Source organism: Mesorhizobium sp. M0500 (assembly GCF_040321165.1).
Classification (GTDB): Bacteria; Pseudomonadota; Alphaproteobacteria; order Rhizobiales; family Rhizobiaceae; genus Mesorhizobium.
Map to the genome: position 1 here is coordinate 182,911 of NZ_JAMYRB010000003.1, position 21,231 is coordinate 204,141.

General features: G+C 62.8%; 21 protein-coding genes and 1 pseudogene. 20 read left to right on the forward strand and 2 right to left on the reverse strand.

The window, feature by feature from the left end; all coding sequences use genetic code 11:
* The first annotated feature begins 39 nt into the window (after positions 1-39).
* The 4 genes from dapA (at position 40) to NKI70_RS07955 (ending at position 2,890) form a co-directional block, all read left to right on the forward strand.
* On the forward strand, positions 40-921 hold the full coding sequence (gene dapA, locus NKI70_RS07940) for a 4-hydroxy-tetrahydrodipicolinate synthase (protein ID WP_352449009.1): 882 nt from the start codon (positions 40-42) through the stop codon (positions 919-921).
* Positions 922-946: 25 nt separating this feature from the next.
* A complete protein-coding gene (gene smpB / locus NKI70_RS07945; RefSeq protein ID WP_023768487.1) occupies positions 947-1,426 on the forward strand; it encodes an SsrA-binding protein SmpB in 480 nt (159 codons plus the stop codon).
* Positions 1,427-1,532: 106 nt separating this feature from the next.
* Positions 1,533-2,261, forward strand: coding sequence for a GH25 family lysozyme (locus NKI70_RS07950; RefSeq protein ID WP_352698664.1), 729 nt, complete (start codon positions 1,533-1,535; stop codon positions 2,259-2,261).
* A gap of 107 nt (positions 2,262-2,368) precedes the next feature.
* Positions 2,369-2,890: a hypothetical protein gene (locus NKI70_RS07955; protein ID WP_352698662.1), complete on the forward strand. Its 522-nt coding sequence runs from the start codon at positions 2,369-2,371 to the stop codon at positions 2,888-2,890.
* Positions 2,891-2,916: 26 nt separating this feature from the next.
* On the opposite strand, the gene NKI70_RS07960 is transcribed toward NKI70_RS07955, so the two are convergent.
* Positions 2,917-3,594 carry a uracil-DNA glycosylase gene (locus tag NKI70_RS07960; RefSeq protein WP_245274739.1) on the reverse strand — a complete coding sequence of 226 codons (678 nt, stop codon included), beginning with the start codon at positions 3,592-3,594 and terminating at the stop codon, positions 2,917-2,919.
* Positions 3,591-4,172: a LabA-like NYN domain-containing protein gene (locus tag NKI70_RS07965; RefSeq protein ID WP_023677774.1), complete on the reverse strand. Its 582-nt coding sequence runs from the start codon at positions 4,170-4,172 to the stop codon at positions 3,591-3,593. The genes NKI70_RS07960 and NKI70_RS07965 overlap by 4 nt, the downstream gene beginning before the upstream one ends.
* 278 nt (positions 4,173-4,450) lie before the next feature.
* Here NKI70_RS07965 and rpoZ point away from each other — a divergent pair, with 278 nt between their 5' ends.
* The 16 genes and pseudogenes from rpoZ to NKI70_RS08045 all read left to right on the forward strand — a co-directional run bounded on the left by rpoZ (position 4,451) and on the right by NKI70_RS08045 (position 21,210).
* Positions 4,451-4,852, forward strand: a complete 402-nt coding sequence (gene rpoZ, locus NKI70_RS07970; protein ID WP_023677773.1) for a DNA-directed RNA polymerase subunit omega — start codon at positions 4,451-4,453, stop codon at positions 4,850-4,852.
* A gap of 111 nt (positions 4,853-4,963) precedes the next feature.
* Positions 4,964-7,192 carry a RelA/SpoT family protein gene (locus NKI70_RS07975; RefSeq protein ID WP_023677772.1) on the forward strand — a complete coding sequence of 743 codons (2,229 nt, stop codon included), beginning with the start codon at positions 4,964-4,966 and terminating at the stop codon, positions 7,190-7,192.
* 86 nt (positions 7,193-7,278) lie between these two features.
* A complete protein-coding gene (gene pyrE, locus NKI70_RS07980; RefSeq protein ID WP_352647483.1) occupies positions 7,279-7,857 on the forward strand; it encodes an orotate phosphoribosyltransferase in 579 nt (192 codons plus the stop codon).
* A 42-nt stretch (positions 7,858-7,899) separates the two neighbouring features.
* Positions 7,900-8,310, forward strand: a complete 411-nt coding sequence (locus NKI70_RS07985; RefSeq protein ID WP_352647481.1) for a VOC family protein — start codon at positions 7,900-7,902, stop codon at positions 8,308-8,310.
* 231 nt (positions 8,311-8,541) lie between these two features.
* Positions 8,542-9,123, forward strand: a complete 582-nt coding sequence (locus NKI70_RS07990) for a DUF2062 domain-containing protein (RefSeq protein WP_023677769.1) — start codon at positions 8,542-8,544, stop codon at positions 9,121-9,123.
* The gene (acpS, locus tag NKI70_RS07995) at positions 9,120-9,533 is read left to right on the forward strand and encodes a holo-ACP synthase (protein ID WP_352647479.1); all 414 of its coding nucleotides are present in this window, start codon (positions 9,120-9,122) and stop codon (positions 9,531-9,533) included. The genes NKI70_RS07990 and acpS overlap by 4 nt, the downstream gene beginning before the upstream one ends.
* Before the next feature lie 77 nt (positions 9,534-9,610).
* Positions 9,611-10,360: a signal peptidase I gene (lepB, locus tag NKI70_RS08000; RefSeq protein WP_023677767.1), complete on the forward strand. Its 750-nt coding sequence runs from the start codon at positions 9,611-9,613 to the stop codon at positions 10,358-10,360.
* A gap of 4 nt (positions 10,361-10,364) precedes the next feature.
* Positions 10,365-11,090, forward strand: coding sequence for a ribonuclease III (gene rnc / locus NKI70_RS08005; protein ID WP_023677766.1), 726 nt, complete (start codon positions 10,365-10,367; stop codon positions 11,088-11,090).
* Positions 11,087-12,013 (forward strand): GTPase Era, encoded by a 927-nt coding sequence (era, locus tag NKI70_RS08010; RefSeq protein ID WP_023677765.1) that lies wholly within the window; start codon positions 11,087-11,089, stop codon positions 12,011-12,013. Before rnc ends, era begins: the two co-directional genes overlap by 4 nt.
* 367 nt (positions 12,014-12,380) lie before the next feature.
* Entirely contained in the window at positions 12,381-13,085 is a 705-nt protein-coding gene (locus tag NKI70_RS08015) for an antitoxin Xre/MbcA/ParS-like domain-containing protein (protein WP_352454374.1), read from the forward strand.
* Positions 13,086-13,448: 363 nt separating this feature from the next.
* Positions 13,449-14,537: a porin gene (locus NKI70_RS08020; RefSeq protein WP_352698658.1), complete on the forward strand. Its 1,089-nt coding sequence runs from the start codon at positions 13,449-13,451 to the stop codon at positions 14,535-14,537.
* Positions 14,538-14,654: 117 nt separating this feature from the next.
* Entirely contained in the window at positions 14,655-15,428 is a 774-nt protein-coding gene (gene recO / locus NKI70_RS08025) for a DNA repair protein RecO (protein WP_352698656.1), read from the forward strand.
* On the forward strand, positions 15,425-15,700 hold the full coding sequence (locus tag NKI70_RS08030; RefSeq protein ID WP_352698654.1) for a PaaI family thioesterase: 276 nt from the start codon (positions 15,425-15,427) through the stop codon (positions 15,698-15,700). The genes recO and NKI70_RS08030 overlap by 4 nt, the downstream gene beginning before the upstream one ends.
* A gap of 84 nt (positions 15,701-15,784) precedes the next feature.
* Positions 15,785-18,480, forward strand: a pseudogene (locus tag NKI70_RS08035) (DUF2339 domain-containing protein).
* Positions 18,481-19,900: 1,420 nt separating this feature from the next.
* Positions 19,901-20,419: a sigma-70 family RNA polymerase sigma factor gene (locus tag NKI70_RS08040; protein WP_352622556.1), complete on the forward strand. Its 519-nt coding sequence runs from the start codon at positions 19,901-19,903 to the stop codon at positions 20,417-20,419.
* Positions 20,416-21,210, forward strand: a complete 795-nt coding sequence (locus NKI70_RS08045) for an anti-sigma factor family protein (RefSeq protein ID WP_352637867.1) — start codon at positions 20,416-20,418, stop codon at positions 21,208-21,210. Before NKI70_RS08040 ends, NKI70_RS08045 begins: the two co-directional genes overlap by 4 nt.
* The last annotated feature ends 21 nt before the right edge of the window (positions 21,211-21,231 follow it).

The following is a 21,231-nucleotide window of genomic DNA, read 5'->3' on the forward strand; positions in this document are numbered from 1 at the left end:
TTTTCGGGGTCATGCGCTAGTCCCAAGGAGTTGGACGACATGCTAAGAGGCTCGCTGACCGCGCTCGTCACACCGTTCGAAAAGAGCGGCCGTTTCGACGAGAAAGCCTTTCGCGCGTTCATCGCCTGGCAGATCGCCGAAGGCACGACGGGCGTGGTCCCGGTCGGCACCACCGGCGAGTCGCCGACGCTGTCGCATGACGAGCACCGCCAAGTCGTCAAGGTTTGCATCGAGGTCGCCAAGGGCCGGGTTCCGGTCGTCGCCGGCGCCGGCTCCAACAACACCGACGAGGCGGTCGGCCTGGTCCAGTATGCCGAGAAGGCGGGCGCCGACGCGGCCCTTGTCGTCACGCCCTATTACAACAGACCGACGCAGCGCGGCCTCTATGCGCATTTCGCCGCCGTCGCCAAGGCGACCAGCCTGCCGATCATCATCTACAACATTCCACCGCGCTCGGTGGTCGACATGAGCCCGGAGACGATGGGGCAATTGGTGCACGACTTCAAGAACATCGTCGGCGTCAAGGATGCCACCGGCAAGGTCGAGCGGGTTTCGGAGCAGCGCGCCACCTGCGGCAAGGATTTCATCCAGCTCTCCGGCGAAGACGCCTCGGCGCTCGGCTTCAACGCGCATGGCGGCGTCGGCTGTATTTCGGTGACGGCAAATGTCGCACCCAGGCTTTGCGCTGAATTCCAGGAGGCAACGCTTTCCGGCGACTGCGCCAAGGCGCTCGACCTGCAGGACCGTCTGTTGCCGCTGCACAAGGCGATTTTCATGGAGCCCGGCGTTTCCGGCGCGAAATATGCGCTGTCGAAGCTGGGCAAGGTCGAGAACGTGCTGCGCTCGCCGCTAATGACGGTCGAGCCGTCGACCGCCGAGAAGATCGACGCGGCGATGAAGCACGCCGGCTTGATAAACTAGGGATGAGGCGCCACCTCTCCGCATCATGAATCAAGTCAGAAAAGCCGATCCCAACAACAAGACCGTTGCGGAAAACCGCAAGGCGCGGTTTTCCTATGAGGTGCTCGACACGATCGAGGCCGGCCTGGTGCTGACCGGTACGGAAGTGAAATCGCTGCGCCAGGGCCAGGCCAATATCCAGGACAGCTACGCCTCGGTCGAGGGCGGCGAGATCTGGCTGATCAACTCCTATTTGCCGGAGTATCTGCAGGCCAACCGCTTCAACCATGAGCCGCGCCGCCGCCGCAAACTGCTGCTCAACAAGCGCGAGATGGCCAAGCTGGCGCAAAGCGTCGACCGCGAAGGCATGACGCTGGTGCCGCTGAAGATCTACTTCAACGACCAAGGCCGTGCCAAGCTGCTGCTCGCCGTTGGCCGCGGCAAGAAGCTGCACGACAAGCGCGAGACCGAAAAGCAGCGCGACTGGTCGCGCGAGAAGGGCCGGCTGCTGAAGGAGCGAGGGTGAGGAGCGGTCCGCGAAGCGGAGGAAAAGCCAGCGATTTGGCTTTTCGAGCGACGAACGCCCGGAGCCATAGCGGCGGGCAGGGCGGACCAAAAGGGATAGGTCTCGTTTGAAAAACCGGATCGTCTTATGGGGCGCGGCCGGTCTGCTCGTGGCGGGCCTCGTTCTGGCCGGCGGCTATACCTACTTCCAGACGTTTTCTCCGGACCGCCGCAAATATCCGGTCAGGGGCATCGACGTCTCCCATCATCAGCGGCAGATCGACTGGCGGCGTGTTGCCGCCGACGATGTCGCCTTCGCCGTGATCAAGGCGACGGAAGGCGGCGATCATGTCGACGATGCCTTCGCCGCCAATTTGCGCGCGGCCCGCGCCGCCGGTCTTGCCGTCGGTGCCTATCATTTCTTCACCTTCTGCAGACCGGGTGCCGATCAGGCACGCAACTTCATCTCGGTGGTGCCGCACGATCAGCCTTTGCTGCCGCCGGTGGTAGACATCGAGTTCGGCGGCAATTGCCCGCAGCGGCCAACTCCCGAACAGCTGAGCGCCGAACTCTCCGCCTTCCTCGGCCCGGTCGAGGCGGCGTTCGGCAAGACGGCGATCCTCTATGTGACCGACGAGGCGGCGCAAGCCTATGCCGGGCAGCTAGCCAGCCGCCCGCGCTGGCTGCGTTCGCTGGCGCTGCGGCCGGGCCATGACAACTGGATCTACTGGCAGTATCACAACCGGGGCCGCGTCGACGGCATCAGCGGCGACGTCGACCTGAATGTTCTCCAGGGCGGACCTGCGACGCTGGCCGCATTGTTTGCCGCAGCGCCTGAAGCGACGGCGTCGGATTGACGCTATTCCTGTCCACCAAAACACCCTCGATGGCCCGAAGACAGAGCGACGAAGCGTTCCCCATGTGGCTATTCATATCGCAGGCGGCGCCGTGCTAAGTACATTTGATGCCGGAGCGCCCTTCATCAACCAATGACAGCAACGCCCCGCCTGCTGCGACGGACGGCGGCGACCCCCGCCTGGCATTTGTCTATGCGGAGGCGGTGCGTGGCCTCCAGCACCAGCAGGGCGTGGTTGAAAGTCTCAATACGCGCGCCGGCAATCTGATCTTCGCAACCGCGTTCGCGAGTTCTCTCCTCGGAGGCAGGGCGCTCCTGGATGGCGTGGGGCCTTGGGACTGGCTGGCGCTGACATTGCTTTTTCTTATCGGGCTGCTGGTCGCGATTATGGTGTGGCCGTATTATAACTATACGTTCCGTTTCGATCCAGAGAAGCTGCTCCAGGACTTCGTCGATCGGCACCCTCCCGCAACCCTGGACGGGATGCACCGAGCGCTTGCGCTGCGCATCAAATCCGACATGGCTAGCAATTGGCGGATCATCCAACGCCTGCGCGTCGCGCTGCAGCTTGCACTGTTTCTGTGGTTGCTGGATCTCCTGGCCTGGTTGTTCGCGATCGCCCGAATCTAGGGCTTGCCAGCGGGCCTCGTCCGACTCTATGTCTTCAGAAAAGCTTCTATCTGACTGAAGACGTTGACGAACATCGCTTCCGTCAACACGCCGGTATTGGTGTTGTAGCGCGAGCAATGATAGCTGGAAAACAGCGTGATGCCATTGGCCTGCTGCTGCCCACCATGCCGGAACGGATAGGCGGCAACGCGCTGGCCGAGCGCCCGCACGGTCGACTGGTGCGCGATCGAGCCAAGCGCCAGCACAGCGCGCAGATTTGGAAATCGCGCGATCGTCGGCACCAGGAACGTCCGGCAGGTCGCTATCTCGGCGCCAACCGGCTTGTTGTCCGGCGGCACGCAGCGCACCGCATTGGTAATCGCCGTACCGACAAGCTCCAGCCCGTCATCCGGTCGCGCTTTGAATTCGCCGCGCGCAAAGCCGTGCGCGATCAGCGTGTTGTAGAGCAGGTCGCCGGCAAAATCGCCGGTGAAGGGGCGCCCCGTCCGGTTCGCCCCGCGCAGTCCAGGCGCCAGCCCGACGATCAGCAGACGCACTGCATCCTCGCCTTCCGGCGGCAAAAAGGTCGGCACCGGCGCGTTGAACCAGGACGGCTCGCGCCGTCGCCACTCGGCGATGAAGTCGTGCAACCGCGGGCAGAGCGGGCAATCGCGATCGGGTTCGGGGGAGACGACCAGGGGCGCGGTCAAGGCAACGACCGTCAATAGTCTTCCTCGTCGACTTCGGCCGGTTCGGGCCGGCGCACCGGCCGCTCCGACGGATCGCGGCCGACTTCATTCTTAAGCGTCATCAAGTCGATGAAATGGTCGGCCTGGCGGCGCAGATCGTCGGAGATCATCGGCGGCTGCGAAGCCATGGTCGAGACGATCGACACCTTGCGCCCGCGCCGCTGCAGCGCCTCGACCAGCGTGCGGAAATCGCCGTCGCCCGAAAAGATGACATAATGGTCGACGACATCGGCAAGCTCGAGCGCATCGACGGTCAGCTCGATATCCATATTGCCCTTAATCTTGCGCCGGCCGGTCGAGTCGGTGAATTCCTTGGCCGGTTTGGTCACCACCTTGAAGCCGTTATAGTCGAGCCAGTCGATCAGCGGCCGTATCGAGGAGTATTCCTGATCCTCGACCAGCGCGGTGTAGTAATAAGCGCGCAGCAGATAGCCGCGTTTCTGGAAGCTCGCCAGAAGTTTGCGGTAATCGATGTCAAAGCCCAGCGCGCGCGAGGTGGCGTAGAGATTGGCACCGTCGATAAAGAGAGCGATTTTTTCACGAGGATCGAACATGGAAAATGTCCTTTTTCGAAATAAGCGGTCGTCTAAATGCGTGGCGACTATCGGCCGGTCTGATAATAGACCTGTTGGCCTTCATCGTTCGAGATAACGCCAGTTTTACGGCAATCCAAGGCACCATGCCGCACCGCAAGCAATTGTGATCGGCGCTGTGTCGTCGCAGGCGGCCCGCGTCAGAGCTGCGCACCGCCATAAAAGCTTGTATTTTGGCAGCGTTCAGGTTATGGACCGCGCCTGTTTTCCATCAAATCCAGGCATGAAAGGGGCAACTCATGGCCCGCGTAACCGTTGAAGATTGCATCGACAAGGTCGACAACCGCTTCGAGCTGGTGCTCTTGGCCGGCCACCGCGCCCGTCAGATCAGCCAGGGCGCGCAGATCACCGTACCGCGCGACAACGACAAGAACCCGGTCGTTGCGCTCCGCGAAATCGCCGAAGAGACGCTGTCGCCGGACGACCTCAAGGAAGATCTCATCCATTCGCTGCAGAAGCATGTCGAGGTCGATGAGCCGGAAGCCGATGGCGAGGCGATTGCCGACCAGACCGGCAGCGCCGTTGCAGCCACCGATGCCGACGACGCCGAGGACAACGTCACCTTCGATCGCATGACCGAAGAAGACCTGTTGGCCGGCATCGAAGGCCTGGTGCCGCCGGAAAAAAGCGACGATTATTGATCTTAGCGACAACTGCCGACACTTTCGCGTCGGCAGTTTCGTGGCTATCTATGACATGCGCCGTACGCCAGTGCGGCGCATGATTCATTTCAGCATTGCGAGATCCCGGCCATGATGCGTCAGTATGAGCTTGTCGAGCGCGTGCAGCGCTACAAGCCTGACGTCAACGAGGCGCTGCTCAACAAGGCCTATGTTTACGCCATGCAGAAGCATGGCCACCAGAAACGCGCCTCCGGCGACCCGTATTTCTCGCATCCGCTCGAAGTCGCCGCCATCCTCACCGAAATGCACATGGACGAGGCGACGATCGCCGTTGCCTTGCTGCACGACACGATCGAGGACACCACGGCGACCAGGGCCGAGATCGACGAATTGTTCGGCCCGGAAATGGGCAAGCTGGTCGAGGGCCTGACCAAGCTGAAGAAGCTCGACCTCGTCTCGAAGAAGGCCGAGCAGGCGGAGAACCTGCGCAAGCTGTTGCTGGCGATCTCGGAAGACGTGCGCGTGCTTCTGGTCAAGCTCGCCGACCGCCTGCACAATATGCGCACGCTCGACCATGTGCCGGAAGCCAAGCGCCTGCGCATCGCCGAAGAGACGATGGACATCTACGCGCCGCTGGCCGGCCGCATGGGTATGCAAGGCATGCGCGAGGAGCTGGAGGAGATTGCCTTCCGCTTCATCAATCCGGAAGCCTACCGCGCCGTCACCGCACGGCTGGCCGAAATCTTCGAGCGCAACAAGGGCGTGCTGTCGGAGATCGAGAAGGCGCTCTCCACGCTGTTCGACAAATATTCGATCAAGGCCGAGGTCAAGAGCCGGCAGAAGAAGCCGTGGTCGGTATTCCGCAAGATGGAGGCCAAGGCGCTGTCGTTCGAGCAGCTGTCCGACATTTTCGGCTTCCGCGTCGTTGTCGAGACGGTCGAGGACTGTTACCGCGCGCTCGGCGCCATCCACACCACCTGGTCGATGGTGCCCGGCCGCTTCAAGGATTACATCTCGACGCCGAAGCAGAACGACTACCGCTCGATCCACACTACCATCGTCGGCCCGTCGCGCCAGCGCGTCGAATTGCAGATCCGCACCTATCAAATGAACAAGATCGCCGAATACGGCGTCGCGGCTCATTCGATCTATAAGGATACCGGTGGCAAGATGAATGGTGCCGCCCATGCGATCTCGAAGGAAACCAATGCCTATGCCTGGCTGCGGCGCACCATCGAGCAGCTTGCCGAAGGCGACAATCCCGAGGACTTCCTCGAAAACACCAAGCTGGAACTGTTTCAGGACCAGGTATTCTGCTTCACGCCGAAGGGCATGCTGATCGCGCTGCCGCGCGGCGCCACGCCGATCGACTTTGCCTATGCCGTCCACACCGACGTCGGCGACACTTGCGTCGGCGCCAAGGTCAATGGCCGCATCATGCCGCTGATGACGGAGCTGAAGAACGGCGACGAGGTCGAGATCATCCGCTCGAAGGCGCAGGTCCCGCCGGCGGCGTGGGAATCGGTGGTCGTTACCGGCAAGGCACGCTCGGCCATCCGCCGCGCCACCAAGAACGCCATTCGCAAGCAATATTCAGGTCTCGGTATCCGCATTCTGGAGCGCGCCTTCGAACGCTCCGGCAAGACCTTCACCAAGGAAAGCCTGAAGCCGGTGCTGCACCGGCTGGCGCGCAAGGACATCGAGGATGTGCTGGCCGCGGTCGGCCGAGGCGAACTTGCCTCCACCGATGTCATGAAGGCGGTGTTTCCCGACTACAAGGACGAGCGTGTCACGCTGGTCGCGCCCAAGCAGCGCGAGGAGGGCTGGTCGAAGATCCGCAACGCCGCCGGCATGCTGTTCCAGATTCCGGGCCGCGCCGCACGCAAGGACAAGAACCAGCCGCGCGACGACGCGGTGCCGATCCGCGGTGTGCGCGGCGATCTGCCGGTGCGCTTCGCGCCGGAAGGGGCAGTGCCAGGCGATCGCATCGTCGGCATCGTGCAGCCGGGAACCGGTATCACCATCTATCCGATCCAGTCGCCGGCGCTGCAGGCCTTTGACGACCAGCCCGAGCGCTGGATCGACGTGCGCTGGGATATTGACGAGCGCACCAAGGAGCGGTTCCCGGCGCGCGTCTCGGTCACCGCCATCAACGCGCCGGGCTCGCTGGCCGACATTGCACAGGTCGTCGCATCCAACGACGCCAATATCCACACTCTGTCGATGGTGCGCACCGCGCCCGATTTCACCGAAATGCTGATCGATCTCGAAGTGTGGGACCTCAAGCACTTGAACCGGCTGCTGTCGCAGCTAAAGGACAATTCGAGCGTCAGCGATGCAAGGCGCGTGAATGGGTGAATAGTGAATAGTGAATAGTGAATAGTGAAGAGGGTGCTCTCACTACCATTCACCATTCACCATTCACCATGGACATGGAGTGAACGATGAACACCGATGAAGTGCTGGGCATTTTCCGCGAGGCCGGCGCCGTTCTCGAAGGGCATTTCATCCTGACGTCGGGCCTGCGCAGCCCGGTCTTTCTGCAGAAAGCGCGTGTTTTCATGCATGCCGACAAGACCGAGCGCTTGTGCAAGGCGCTCGCCGAAAAGATTCGCACTGACGTGCCCGGCAGGATCGACTACGTCGTCGGCCCGGCGATCGGCGGGCTGATCCCGGCCTATGAGACCTCGCGCCATCTTGGTGCGCCGGCGATCTGGGTCGAGCGGGAAGGGGGCGAATTCAGGCTGCGCCGTTTCGAGATCGCCAAGGGATCGCGCGTCGTCATTGTCGAGGACATCGTCACCACCGGCCTGTCGATCCGCGAGACCATCGACTGCCTGCGCGGCCTTGGCGCCGAAGTCGTTGCCGCCGCATGCATCATCGACCGTTCGGCCGGCAAGACCGATGTCGGCGTGCCGCTGATCGCACTCGCCGAATACGAAGTTCCGGCCTATCCGGCCGACAGGCTGCCGCCCGAACTCGCCGCCATACCGGCGATCAAGCCGGGCAGCCGCAATATCTAATGCATGTCGCCCAAAAGTGTGCGGCGGTTTTGGGACAACGACATGCATAAAAACAAGTCAAGAGGCGCTTCCGTGATTGCCGGCATCGATCATTTCGTGCTGACGGTTCGTTCGGTGGACGATACCTGCGCCTTCTATCAGCGCGTGCTTGGCTTCAAGCGCCTCGACGAGCCGGACCGACCAACGGCGCTGCTGTTTGGAACGCAGAAGATCAATGTGCACGAGGTCGGGCACACCTTCGAGCCGAAGGCGAAGGCGCCGACGCAGGGCTCCGGAGATTTCTGCTTGATTGCTGCCCGGCCGCTCGCCGAGATATGTGCCAACCTCGCCGCCAATGGTGTGGTGATAGCGGTCGGCCCGGTCGAGCGTGTCGGCGCTCGGGGTGCGATGATGTCGGTCTATTTCCGCGATCCGGACGGCAATCTCGTCGAGGTCAGCGAATATCGATCCTAAGTGACGCTCCTTAAATTCGCCGCGATCATGCCCTGTTCAGAACGGCGACACCCAGGGCCGGCGCGACCGGCCACCAAGCGGATGCCGTCGGCCTCGTTGTTCTTCGGCCAGCGCATCGCTATATCAAAGTCGTAGTTGCTTTTCGGCGACCGCAGAGCGCAGCATGGGGCTGTCGCGCCCGGCTGGAGAAGCCGGCGTGAAGCTATTGACGGAACTAGGAACAGGAACAGAGTGCTTTTTCGACGGCGCAAGCCTGATGGTTTTTTCGAGCGGGTGCGTACTTATTTGTGGCCGCGCCGCTCGTTCTCGCGCTCGCTGCGGTATTTTTCCAAGCGCATCCTGCGGCTTAGGGCCACGCCGCATGCCGTGGCCGCAGGTGTTGCGGCGGGCGTATTCGCGTCGTTTTTCCCGCTTGGCTTTCACTTCATCATTGCTGCCATCCTGTGCTGGCTGATCGCCGGCAATCTGGTCGCGGCAGCACTCGGCACGGTCTTCGGCAACCCCCTAACCTTTCCGCTGCTATGGGCCGCCTCCTGGGAGGTCGGCAAGCTGATCCTGCATGAACACCTGCCGGCGCATGGCCCGCCCGCGCATCTCGGCGACATGCTGCATAATCTTTCCTTTGCGCAATTGTGGGGACCGGTGCTGAAGCCGATGACGATCGGCGCAATACCGCTCGGCCTGGTTTTCGGCCTGCTGTTTTACGGCATCACCCGCTGGGGCATGGTCACCTTCCACGAGCAGCGCCGCAAGCGGCTGGCCGAAAGAGCGGCAAAGGCTGGAAAAACCGGGCCGGAAGTTCCTGCCGAATGATTATCGGTATCGGCAGCGACCTCATCGACATCAGACGCATCGAGAAGTCGCTGGAACGCCATGGCCAGCGCTTCATCCAGCGCATCTACACCGAGATCGAACAGGCGCGCTCCGAAAACCGCGCGGCGCGTGTGGCCTCCTACGCCAAGCGTTTCGCTGCCAAGGAAGCCTGCGCCAAGGCATTGGGTACCGGTATGGCGCAGGGTGTGTTCTGGCGCGACATGGGGGTCGTCAACCTGGCCAGCGGCAAGCCGACCATGGCGCTGACCAATGGGGCGGCCGCGCGGCTGGACGAAATTCTGCCTGAAGGGCACCGCGCGGTGATCCACCTCACCATCACCGATGATTTTCCGCTCGCTCAAGCCTTTGTGATCATTGAAGCGTTGCCGGTCGAAGAAGCGCCACATTGATTGCATCTGACCACCGGCATGACGTTGCCCAGCGCGCGCCGAGACTCTATACCATCCAACGCACAATCGAGGACGACATGAGCGTGGCTGAAAAAACCCAGAAGAAATCCGGCGGACTTGGCGAAACCGTCAGCGTCATAGTCCAGGCCCTGCTGCTTGCGCTGGTCATCCGCACGCTCCTGTTCCAGCCGTTCTCGATCCCGTCCGGGTCGATGCGGCCGACTTTGCTCGAAGGCGACTATCTCTTCGTCACCAAGTGGTCCTACGGCTTCTCCCGCTATTCACTGCCGTTCGGGCCGAACATCTTTTCGGGCCGCATCTGGGGCTCAGAGCCGAAGCGCGGCGACGTGGTGGTGTTCAAGTTTCCGCCGGATCCTTCTGTCGATTATATCAAGCGCGTCGTCGGCCTGCCGGGCGACAAGATCCAGGTCAAGGATGGCCAGCTCTTCATCAACGACGTGGGCGTGCCGCGCGTCAAGGTCGGGCAGATCGACAACCGCGACATCACCGAGGAGAACGGGCCGGTCGATGTCTATCGCGAGACGCTGCCGAACGGCGTCAGCTACGACACGCTCGACCTGACGCAGGCTTCGATCGGCGACAATACCAAAGAGTTCAAGGTGCCGCCCGGTCACTATTTCATGATGGGCGACAATCGCGACAACTCGTCGGACAGCCGCTTCACCGTCGGCTTCGTGCCGGACGAGAATTTGGTCGGCCGCGCCAACCTCATTTTCTTCTCGATCGGCGGCAGCGCCAGCCCGCTCGAAATCTGGAAATGGCCGTCACTGATGCGCGCCTCGCGCCTGTTCGATTTCGTCAATTAGGGCCATGGCGGCGACGAAACGGCTGACCGCCGATGCGCTCGCCGAGGCGCTCAGGGAGCGCACCGGCCACAGTTTTGGCGACCATCAGCGCCTGCAGCGGGCGCTGACCCATGCCAGCGCTCGCGGCAGTCACGCCGGCATCGACTACGAACGTTTCGAATTCCTGGGCGACCGCGTTCTCGGCCTTGTCGTTGCCGATATGCTGCTGGCGGCATTTCCCGACGCCGCCGAGGGTGAGCTGTCGCTGAGATTGAACGCTCTGGTCAACGCTGAAGCCCTGGCGGAAATTGCCGAGGAGATCGGCCTGCCGGAACTTATTCGCGCCGGTTCGGACGTACGCGGCCTCGACGGGCGCAAGCGCGTCAATCTGCGCGCCGATGCATTGGAATCGCTGATCGCCGTGCTCTATCTCGACGGAGGGTTGGAAGCGGCCCGTGCCTTCATCCACAGATACTGGCAGCCGCGCTCGCAAGCCATTGACGCCGCCCGTCGCGATGCGAAAACCGAACTCCAGGAATGGGCGCATCAGGCGGCAGGCGCAGTGCCGGTTTACATAATCGACAGCCGCGAGGGACCGGACCACGATCCGCTGTTCACCGTCAGTGTCAAGGTCGGCGCCTATCCGCCGGCGACCGGCAGCGGGCGCTCCAAGCGCGAGGCGGAGCAGGCTGCAGCCGCGGCACTTCTGCAGCGGGAAGGCGTCTGGCTCGATCAAGGGAGTGCCGCATGACCGCCACCGAAGCTCCGGCAACAGAAGCTCCCGCTACCCGCTCCGGCTTCGTCGCGCTGATCGGCGCGCCCAATGCGGGGAAATCGACGCTGGTCAACCAATTGGTCGGCGCCAAGGTGTCGATCGTGACGCACAAGGTGCAGACCACGCGCGCTATCGTGCGCGGCATTGCCACCCACAACAACGCGCAGATCGTCTTCGTCGACACGCCGGGCATATTCAAGCCGAAGCGCCGGCTGGACACCGCGATGGTGACCACAGCGTGGGGCGGTGCCAAGGACGCCGATATCGTGCTGCTCTTGATCGATGCCGAGCGCGGCATCCGGGGCGATGCCGACGCCATCCTCGAGCGGCTGAAGGATGTCCGGCAGCCGATGGTGTTGATCCTCAACAAGGTCGATCGGGTCAAGCACGAGACGTTGCTGGCATTGTCGGCGGCAGCCAACGAAAGGGTGCCGTTCAAGCGCACCTTCATGGTTTCGGCGCTGACCGGGTCCGGCTGCAAGGACCTGCTCGACTATCTCGCCGAGACCTTGCCGGCCGGCCCCTGGTACTATCCGGAGGACCAGATCTCCGACCTGCCGATGCGCCAGCTCGCGGCCGAGATCACCCGCGAAAAGCTCTATCTCAGGCTGCATCAGGAACTGCCTTATTCCTCCCACATCGAGACCGAGAAATGGGAAGAGAAGAAGGACGGCTCGGTGCGCATCGACCAGACAATCTATGTCGAGCGTGACAGCCAGAAGAAGATCGTGCTCGGCCATAAGGGCGAGACGATCCGCGCCATCGGCCAGGCCGCGCGCATGGAAATCGCAGGCATACTCGAGCAGAAGGTGCACCTCTTCCTGTTCGTCAAGGTGCGCGAGAACTGGGGCGACGATCCCGAGCGCTACCGTGAAATGGGGCTCGAATTTCCGCACTGAGCCTGTTTGGGCGATCCGCAGAGCGGCCTGTTGGCCGCCTCAGGATTCTGAGCGGTCGCCGGGCTGCCCGATTGGTCGACTTGCATATTGAACAGCCGGCCGAATCATTCCGGGAGGCCATGCGCCGGCCATGTCGGGCCGACCCGTTCCTTGGGGGTACCGGCGCGACGGGAAATCCTGAGCGGTTTCTGAGAAATTTCCGATACTTCATGCAAAACAGGCCAGCTGACCGGCTGGAACTCCTGCCGATACTGCGATCGAGCATGGTTACCGTTTGTCGTCTCTCCGTCATACACCCTGCCTATAGGCGTGCGAAGACCCGCTTCCGAGCAAACCGGAACAGGCGGGCAAGCAGCCAGATTAGGACATGACCAGGACTTGGAATCGCATCGACCCCATCCGTCAGATCGAGTTTGCAAACGCCGTCGCTGTTGAGATCGAGCGCGTGCTGGCGCGGCAAGGCAAGGTTACGAACAGCGATGCGGTCGTTGCAGCGGGCAGGGTCGCCGGCGCCGTTGCCGCCGCCGTCGCTTTGCTTGCGCCGACCGACATCAGTGCGATCGACACCATGCAGGAAAGATTACCCGGCATGGCGTCGCGTTTCGTGCGGATATTGGCAGCCGAAGCTGCGGAACGCCGTGCCCGGACGCATCTGTCGACGGCGCACGAAGGCCAAGGGGCAGACATCCAACACCTGGCCGGAACGGGCGACCTCGACTCGATGAGGCTCGAGGACTGGGCCGGTCGGGTCGCCGGGTCGACGTTCCTGCAGCAAAATCTCGGCATATCGCGCTCGACCCTGCATCGCTGGCAGCGGAGCGGCACCGTCGTTGCGTTGCGCACCGGTGGCCGCAAACATGTATTTCCCCTGGCCCAGTTCATCGACGGCAGGCCGGCGCCGGGTATCAAGGAAGTGTTATCCGCGATGCCCGATCCACGGCATGCCTGGTCGTGGCTGATCGGCCCCGCGCCCGGCCTCGCCGGACGTATTCCCATTGAAATGCTCAAACGGGATCTGGTGGCAGAAGTCGTTCTTGCCGCACAGAACGCAGCGATGGCGAAGTCGCCTTGATCTCGCTGCCAACGTTAGAAGTCTATTCCAAAAAAAGAACACGTAGAAGGAATGTATGTCGGACTCGTATCGGTTTGCCGGCTAATGGCATAAGTATATTTTTGTACAATTGTGACAGTGTGTCGTTTGTGCCGGGGGCAAATTGTGAAGAAAATATAAAGTGATATTTGTGCAACATGAATTTAGTCTGTTATACAAACATTGATTATTTTTGGAATCGTCATTGAGACTGGAATGCGGATGAGTATGTTCGCCGCCTGAAGAGGGGGTGCGGTGCGCGCCTTTTTCGACGTGGGTGAGGCGTTCAGCCGTTCAACCCATGAATCCAAAGCCATTTTTAACTTTGACTGGAGAGGTCAGAAAATGAATATCAAGAGCCTTCTTCTCGGCTCAGCCGCGGCATTCGTCGCGGTCTCCGGTGCGCGCGCCGCCGACGCTGTTGTGGTCGCCGAGCCGGAACCCGCCGAATACGTCAAGATCTGCGACGTCTACGGCGCTGGCTACTACTACGTCCCCGGCACCGAAATCTGCCTGCGCATCGGCGGCTATGTCCGCTATGACGCCAGCTTCGGCGACGCCGGCCGCGTTTTCGATGGCGCGACGACACATGACCTTATGGACGGTGACGAGCAGCAGACCTGGAACAAGAATGCCCGCTTCAATCTGAAGACGTGGACCGGCCAGGAGACCGAGCTCGGCACGTTGAAGACCTATACCGAGACCCGTTTCAACTTCGGCAACACCAAACACACCGTGAGCGGTGTTGATTTCAGCGTGCAGGACAACAAGGCGGTTACCCTGAACTTCGCCTGGATCCAGCTTGGAGGTTTCCGCGTCGGTAAGGATGAAACTGTCTATGATTCGTTCATCGGTTACGCCGGCAACGTCGTCCAGGACACTATCATTCCTTACGGCACCAAGGACACCAACCTGATCAGTTACTATTTCGATGGCGGTAATGGCTTTACGGCAGTCGCCTCGGTCGAAACGGGCTCCGGCGCTGACCAGTCGATCGACAGCTACGTTCCGTTTGTCGTCGGCGGCGTGAAATACAAGGGCGACTGGGGTGCGATCACTGCGGTCGGCGCCTATAACAGCACGTCGGAAGAATGGGCCGGCAAAGCTCGCCTCGACGTCAAGCCGATTACTGACCTGACCCTGTTCGTGATGGCGGGCTACGGCAGCGACGACAACGTCGCGAAGAACTTCTACAAGCCGTGGACTGGCAACTTTGCCGTCTGGGGCGGCGGCAGCTATGCCGTCAACAAGAAGACGTCTTTGAACGCCCAGGTCTCCTATACCGACGACCAAGACTTCGCCGTTGCGGCCAACGTCGCCTACACCATCGTTCCTGGTTACACGATCACCGCCGAAGTCGATTATTACGACAATTTCGATGCCGACGATGCCGACACAATCGGCGGCATCTTCCGCTTCCAGCGCTCGTTCTGATCAAACGACGATCTCGCAAAAAACGGCCCATAGCGATACGCTACGGGCCGTTTTGGTTTGGCGGCGGATACGTCGCACATCTTGATTTCGCCATCCAACCGGTGACAAGCTCTCGTCATGGAATGGCGCGACGAGGGAATCATTCTCGGCACCCGCAAGCATGGCGAAACCAGCGCCATTCTCGAGGTGATGACGTGCGCGCATGGCCGCCATCTCGGTCTCGTGCGCGGCGGCCGTTCGCGCAAACAGCAGCCTGTCTTGCAGCCCGGCAATCGCGTCGACCTGTTGTGGCGGGCGCGGCTCGACGAGCATCTCGGCACCTTCCAAGTCGAGGCTATCGAGATGAACGCCGCCCGGCTGATGGACAGCGCCGTTGCCGTCTACGGCCTGCAGACGATGGCCGCGCATTTGCGTCTTCTGCCTGAGCGTGACGCCCATGGCGGCCTTTACGAGACGCTTGCGGTGATGATCGCTCATCTCGACGATGCCGATGCCGCCGGCGAGCTGGTGGCCCGCTTCGAGCTGCTGGTACTCGACGAACTCGGTTTCGGCCTCGATCTCAGCCAGTGTGCGGCGACCGGCACCAGGCAGGACCTTGCCTATGTCTCGCCGAAATCCGGCCGCGCCGTGTCGCGGGCGGCGGGCGCGCCGTGGCGCGACAAGATGCTGGCGCTGCCTGCCTTCCTGCAGCGCGGCTCCGGGCTGCGCGCCGATCCGGCGGCGATCGAGGACGCCTTCCGGCTGACCGGCTTCTTTTTGACCCGCCATGTCTACGAACCGCGCGGCATCGAGCCTCCCGGCGCCCGCGCCGGGTTTCTCGCCGCCTTGCGCAGGCATCATTCACCCGGCCATGAATCCGGCAAGGCAAGCGCCGGGGAAACCACCAGATGAGCGAAGTTGAACCTGATCCCGAAAACGTTTCGCCGCTCGGCCTTGGCACCATTTCGCAGGTGGGCGAGGCCCATGCGACGGCCGAGTTCAAAGTGAATTTGACGCGGCCGATCACGCCAAGGACGGGCGAGGTGGTGTGCGACGGCAAAGTGGTGCACAAGGGCCGCACGCTGACGGTTTCGGAAGCGGCGCTGAACGACGCCAACGGCAAGCTGCTGGCTTTCGGCACCGAAACATGCTCGATCTTTCCGGCCAATCTGGCGGCACGTTGAATGGACCGGCCGTTTGGCCGCCGCATTTGAATGTCACTGAACATTGAATGTCAGTGACAACTGGCCTGGTTTGGGGGAACCGCCATGTTTGAAAGCCTGATTGGCCTCGTCGCCATCATCGCGCTGTTCGTCATCATTTCACGCCAGCAGAGCCGCATCGGCCTGATCGAGCGCGAGCTTGGCGCCTTGCGCAGCCTTGTGCTTTCGGGCACGCCCGCGCTGCCGCCGCAAGCCAAGGAACCGGCTGCAAACGACAGCAAACCGGCGGATGCCGCAATCCCGCTTGCGGCTGCAGCCGACATGGCCGTATCGCCACGGCCCGCAGCGGTCGTGTCAGCTACAGAGGCCGATGCCGATACAACGGCGCCGTCCGCGCCGGAGTCGGCGCAACCGGCGGCAGCGGCGAAGGCAGCTCGCCAGTCCGACGTCGAAACGGCGCTCGGTACCCGCTGGGCGGTCTGGGTCGGCGGCATCGCGCTGGCGCTGGGTGGCTTGTTTCTGATCCGCTACACCATCGAGGCCGGCATTTTCGGGCCACGCGTGCGGCTTGTCATGGCGGCGGCACTCGGGCTGGTGCTGGTCGCCGGCGGCGAGTTCATCCGGCGCACCGGCTTCAGGGTGCCGGTGCAAGGCGCTGCCGGTGCCTATATCCCGGCGATCCTGACGGCGGCCGGCGCTTTCATCCTGTTCGGTACCGTCTACGCCGCGTACAGCGTTTACGGCTTCATCGGCCCGACGCTCGCTTTCACGCTGCTCGGCGCCATCGGGGTGGCGACGATCGCGGCAAGCCTGGTCCACGGTCAGGCGCTGGCCGGCGTCGGCCTGCTCGGTGCCATGGTGACGCCGCTGCTGGTCGCCTCGCAGGCGCCCAATCCGTGGGCGCTGTTCGGCTACCTGGCGATCGTGCTCGCCGCCACCTGCGTCATTGCCCGCATCCGCGACTGGAGGCTTTTGATGGCCGCAGCCTTCGTCGCCACGGGCATCTGGACCATCTTCTACATGACCGACGCGCCGGGGGCGAACCTTGCCGTCATCCTCTTTATCGACGGGGTGACACTGGCCGTGCTCGCCTTCGTCTGGCTTGGCCGCCGCGACGAAGCGGTCGCCGGCAGCGGCTTCGACTGGCCGTCGATCGCGCCGGGCTTCTTCGTTGGCCTTTCGGCGCTGGCCCTGTTTGTCGATCCGGCCTTCGCCGCCATCCGCGGTGCATTGCCGGGGGCCGCCCTTGTCGCAGCCCTGGTGGCGGTGGCGCTCTACCGGCCGCGGGCGCTTGCACTGCTGCACGCCGCCGGGCTGGCGACGGTACTGGTCTATTTCGGCATCATTCCGCCGACCACGATCGCTTCCGATTTTTCGGGTGGCACTCTTGGCGTCGACGGCATGCCGGTCGTGGCGTCCGATGCCTTGATGCTCAGGGTCGGCATCGCGCTCGGCCTGGTCTTCATCGGCGCCGGCTTTTGGGCGGCGCGCCGTTTTGCGGCCGCTGGCTGGCTGCGCGCCGCCGCATGGGCGGCCTGGAGCGCTGTCGCGCCACTGGTTTGCTGGCGCTCTGGTCTGCCTTCGGCAATCTCGACCGTGATCTTGCTTATGCGGCGGTCGCAGCCGTTTTGGTCGGCGTCTTCGTCGCCGGCGGCGAATGGATAGCGCGCGGCGAAGCGCCGCCGCTGACCGGCGGCGCTGCCGTCTCCTTCGCGCTCGGCGGCGCGGCGATTGCCGGCCTGCTGATGCTGCACATGGCCTTCGGTTCAGGCTGGACAACCATCCTGCTCGGAGCAGCCGCCGTCGTGCCGGCGCTGGCGACGCGCTGGCGCAGCTATCCGGTGCTTGGCTGGATTTCCGTTGGTGCGGTGATTGCAGTGCTCGGCCGCGCTGCCTTCGACCCGACCATCGTCGGTGCCGAGTTCCTGTCGAAGACGCCGGTGTTCAACTGGCTGCTGCTTGGATATGGCGTGCCGGCGCTCGCCTTCGGCTTTGCCGCCTGGCAGCTTGCCCGAACCACCAACGGCCGACCGCGCCTCGGAATGGAGGCCGGCGCCGCGCTGTTTGCCCTGCTCACCGTCGCCATGCTGGTGCGCCATGCCATGCATGGCGGCGTCATCGATACCGCTGCTGCGACGCTTGCCGAACAGGCGATCTACACGCTGATCGCCATCGGTGGCGGTGCCATCCTGGTCGCCATCGACATGCGCTCGCCAAGTTCGGTGCTGCGCTACGGCTCGATTGCAGCGGGCGTGGTCTCGGTCGCGTTCATCGTCCTCCAGCATTTTCTGGCGCTGAACCCGTTGCTGACGGATGAATCGACCGGCAGCATTCCGGTGTTCAACCTTCTGTTGCTCGCCTACCTCTTGCCGGCAGTCGCGACAGGCGCACTGGCGCTCTATACCCGCGACAAGCGGCCGAAATGGTATGCGGCCATGCTGGCGGTTGTGGCGGCGGTGCTCGCCTTCGCCTATGCGACGCTGTCGGTCAGGAGGCTGTTCAAGGGTGAGTTCATCGGCCTGTGGAGCGGCCTCGGCCAGCTCGAGACCTATACTTATTCGGCGCTCTGGCTGGTCATCGGCGTGGTGCTGCTCACCGCCGGTGTCTGGCTGAGGTCGCAGGTGCTGCGCATTGCGTCGGCGGCGCTGATCTCGGTCGCCGTGCTCAAGGTCTTCGTCTTCGACATGTCGGAGCTGGAAGGTGTGTTGCGGGCGCTGTCCTTCATCGGCCTCGGCGCGGTGCTCATCGGCATTGGCTTGTTTTATCAGCGGCTGCTGACAAGGGCCGCGAGGGAGGCCTAAGGGATCAGGGGAGATCGCTGGAGTCACGGCCTTCCTCAATTTTCCAAGGATGCAGAAAAGGCGCTGTCGCCGAAGCTGCCAATCTCCCCAGTTGTGGGGGAGATGCCCGGCAGGGCAGAGGGGGGCGCGAAGGAACGCGGCCTCAAAGGCGAACAGGGCGAAGCGAATTCGCATTTTTTGCCGGTCGCAACGTATTTTGTTCTTGCTTTGTGCCGGCAGCTATGGTAATAATTTGGGTATGGTGCCAATTGGCTCCAATGACCCGCCCGCCGAGGCGGGTTTTTTGTGTGTGCCGAGCATGATCGACAGCTCGGAGGTGCAAGTCCTCTACCCAGCCTGATGGCGGCGAAGGGTTATCGAAGCACAAGGGCGTCGTCGTGAGGCGGGGTCTGAAGGAAATGTGGAGCAAAACCACGACCCGATGGACAAGAACCGGATATGAGGCCTACCCGGCCGGACGAGCGGGCAACTGACCGCGAAGTCCAAGGTCATCAAGGGCCGGGGTGGTAAATCTGGCGGGTGTGCGGGGAAGGCGGTCGATCTTACCTTGGGAGAGCTGTGCCGTGTCCGGGATTCCGGACTGGGCCCGCCGTGAGGCGCGCCGATCGCGGTGCAGAAGTCAGCAGAGGGCATAATAGTCGCCGGGCTTGCCGCGGAGGCGAAGGCCCGAACGGTTTGGAAGGACGAGTAGGACGGAGTTCTCGCATTGGCCATGCGGCGGAAAATCCAGCTGGAGCTAGCCTTCCCTGAAGCCTGAAGTGGGAGCGGGTGAAGCCCGCAACCGTCTCGGGGCAGGGACCGAAGCCGGTGCGGCGAACGCCGTTTCCGAAAGCCCGGCGGCCATGGCTCCTGCCAAAGCCGCATAACCAGCCGAACCGCCCTGTACGGACCCGTATGCTGGGTAGTGTGGGAGGGGAGGAGCCGCAAGGTTAACCCCATCCCGATTCTGGCTCCTTTTGATCAAATGTTGCGTGATCTGCCGATGGCAATGTCGGCGGGACAGCGCCCTGGACAGCGCCCCCCTCTGTCCTGCCGGACATCTCCCCCACTTGCGGGGAGATCGCTGTTATTACTGCCTTCGCCAATCTTCCAGGGATGCAGAAAAGGCGCTGTCGCCGAAACCGCCAATCTCCCCCCTTGCGGCGGCGGGCCAGAGGGTGTGCGAAGGAACTCGACGGCTCGATTCTGGATCGCTGCGCCTTCCGGCACGTGCCAAGGCGGGATATCGGGTCTTTGTCGCGTCGCTCGCGATGGGAGGGACTCTGTTTGCCTCTCAATCCTGCCGGGAATAAACCTGCCGCTGGCAGCGTTATTCAGATGCTTGGGTGACCGGGGCGGCGGACCGCTTCGCGCTGGCCGCTTGCGCCGCGCCGCGAAGGCGCGTTCAATCACCACGGACAGGGCTCCAGAACCAGCGGTCATGGACGAAAAGAAGGCAGCAATCCTTGGTGAAATACCGCGTCTGCGCCGCTATGCACGCTCGCTGTTGCGCGACCGCGATTCCGCCGACGATCTCGTCCAGGATTGTCTCGAGCGGGCACTTGTGCGGCTCGACAACTGGCAGACAGGAGAAAGCCCCAGGAGGTGGCTGTTTACGATCATGCATCATTTGTTCATCGACCAGATGCGCAAGGTGAACCGGCGCGGCGAGGCAGCGATGCTGCCGCTCGAGGCGAGCGAGGCGCAGGCAGCACCCGCCGAGCAGGTCGAGAGCATCGCCTCGCGCGAGATCGTCGAGGCTCTGCAGGCGATCAGCCCAGACCGGCGCGCGGCCCTTGTGATGGTCGCCATCGAAGGGTTTTCCTATGCCGAAGCCGCCAACATCCTTGGAGTCCCCGCCGGCACTTTGATGTCGCGCATCGCGCGCGGGCGTGAGGAACTGCGCGCGCTGCTGGATGATACCGCGCGCCGCCGATCGATAAGGATCGTCGAGAAATGAGCCGGCGCGATTTCTCCGAACGCGACATTCACATGGCGCTCGATGGCGAGTTGCCGGGCGACGAGCGGACGGCCTATGAGGCATGGCTCGACGCCAATGCCGAGATGAAGGCCAAGAGCGCACGCTACGCCGCCGACCGGGCAGCATTGCGCGCGGCCTTTAACGGCGTGCTGGACGAACCCGTCCCGGTGCGGCTGAATAAAGTGGTGCTCGGCGAGGCGCCAGCGGTCAGAGCGTCGCCGTCGCGCTCGCGTTGGTGGCTTGCGGCCGCCGCTGCCGCCATCCTGGTGATTGGCGGTGCTGGCGGCTATCTTGCCGGCATCGGCGGCCTCGGCCTGGAAAATACGGCCGAGGACCAGCTTGCCGAAGAGGCGATTGCCGCCCACGTCATCTATGCCGCTGAAAAGCGGCATGCTGTGGAAGTGCCGGCAAGCGACAAGGATCATTTGCAGAACTGGCTGTCTAACCAGGTAGGTTTGAAGCTCGTCGCGCCAGATCTGGCGGCGCAGGGATTCCAACTGGTCGGTGGCCGGCTGCTGCCTGCCGGCCAGGGCAAGGCCGCGATGCTGCTTTACGAGGACGACAAGGGCGAGCGCATATCGCTCTTCGTAATCGCCGAATCGGCGGCCAAGGCCAAGGGCACTTATGGGTCGGAGGAAAATGGTCCTGAGGCCGTCTACTGGCTGGACAAGGGTTATGGCTGTGCCGTCGTCGGATCGCTGCCGCGCGAGCAGCTAGCCGCGGTGGCCAAGAGCGCCTATGGCCAGCTTCTGGCGGGCTTGAAAAGCTGAGCAGGATCTCGTTTTTCCGGA

Bases quoted from the DNA above. Each gene is read 5' to 3' on its own strand.
- dapA (WP_352449009.1), top strand. From the start codon at position 40: ATGCTAAGAGGCTCGCTGACCGCGCTCGTCACACCGTTCGAAAAGAGC.
- smpB (WP_023768487.1), top strand. From the start codon at position 947: ATGAATCAAGTCAGAAAAGCCGATCCCAACAACAAGACCGTTGCGGAA.
- NKI70_RS07955 (WP_352698662.1), top strand. From the start codon at position 2,369: ATGCCGGAGCGCCCTTCATCAACCAATGACAGCAACGCCCCGCCTGCT.
- NKI70_RS07965 (WP_023677774.1), bottom strand. From the start codon at position 4,172: ATGTTCGATCCTCGTGAAAAAATCGCTCTCTTTATCGACGGTGCCAAT.
- rpoZ (WP_023677773.1), top strand. From the start codon at position 4,451: ATGGCCCGCGTAACCGTTGAAGATTGCATCGACAAGGTCGACAACCGC.
- NKI70_RS07975 (WP_023677772.1), top strand. From the start codon at position 4,964: ATGATGCGTCAGTATGAGCTTGTCGAGCGCGTGCAGCGCTACAAGCCT.
- pyrE (WP_352647483.1), top strand. From the start codon at position 7,279: ATGAACACCGATGAAGTGCTGGGCATTTTCCGCGAGGCCGGCGCCGTT.
- NKI70_RS07985 (WP_352647481.1), top strand. From the start codon at position 7,900: ATGCATAAAAACAAGTCAAGAGGCGCTTCCGTGATTGCCGGCATCGAT.
- acpS (WP_352647479.1), top strand. From the start codon at position 9,120: ATGATTATCGGTATCGGCAGCGACCTCATCGACATCAGACGCATCGAG.
- lepB (WP_023677767.1), top strand. From the start codon at position 9,611: ATGAGCGTGGCTGAAAAAACCCAGAAGAAATCCGGCGGACTTGGCGAA.
- rnc (WP_023677766.1), top strand. From the start codon at position 10,365: ATGGCGGCGACGAAACGGCTGACCGCCGATGCGCTCGCCGAGGCGCTC.
- era (WP_023677765.1), top strand. From the start codon at position 11,087: ATGACCGCCACCGAAGCTCCGGCAACAGAAGCTCCCGCTACCCGCTCC.
- NKI70_RS08015 (WP_352454374.1), top strand. From the start codon at position 12,381: ATGACCAGGACTTGGAATCGCATCGACCCCATCCGTCAGATCGAGTTT.
- NKI70_RS08020 (WP_352698658.1), top strand. From the start codon at position 13,449: ATGAATATCAAGAGCCTTCTTCTCGGCTCAGCCGCGGCATTCGTCGCG.
- recO (WP_352698656.1), top strand. From the start codon at position 14,655: ATGGAATGGCGCGACGAGGGAATCATTCTCGGCACCCGCAAGCATGGC.
- NKI70_RS08030 (WP_352698654.1), top strand. From the start codon at position 15,425: ATGAGCGAAGTTGAACCTGATCCCGAAAACGTTTCGCCGCTCGGCCTT.
- NKI70_RS08040 (WP_352622556.1), top strand. From the start codon at position 19,901: ATGGACGAAAAGAAGGCAGCAATCCTTGGTGAAATACCGCGTCTGCGC.
- NKI70_RS08045 (WP_352637867.1), top strand. From the start codon at position 20,416: ATGAGCCGGCGCGATTTCTCCGAACGCGACATTCACATGGCGCTCGAT.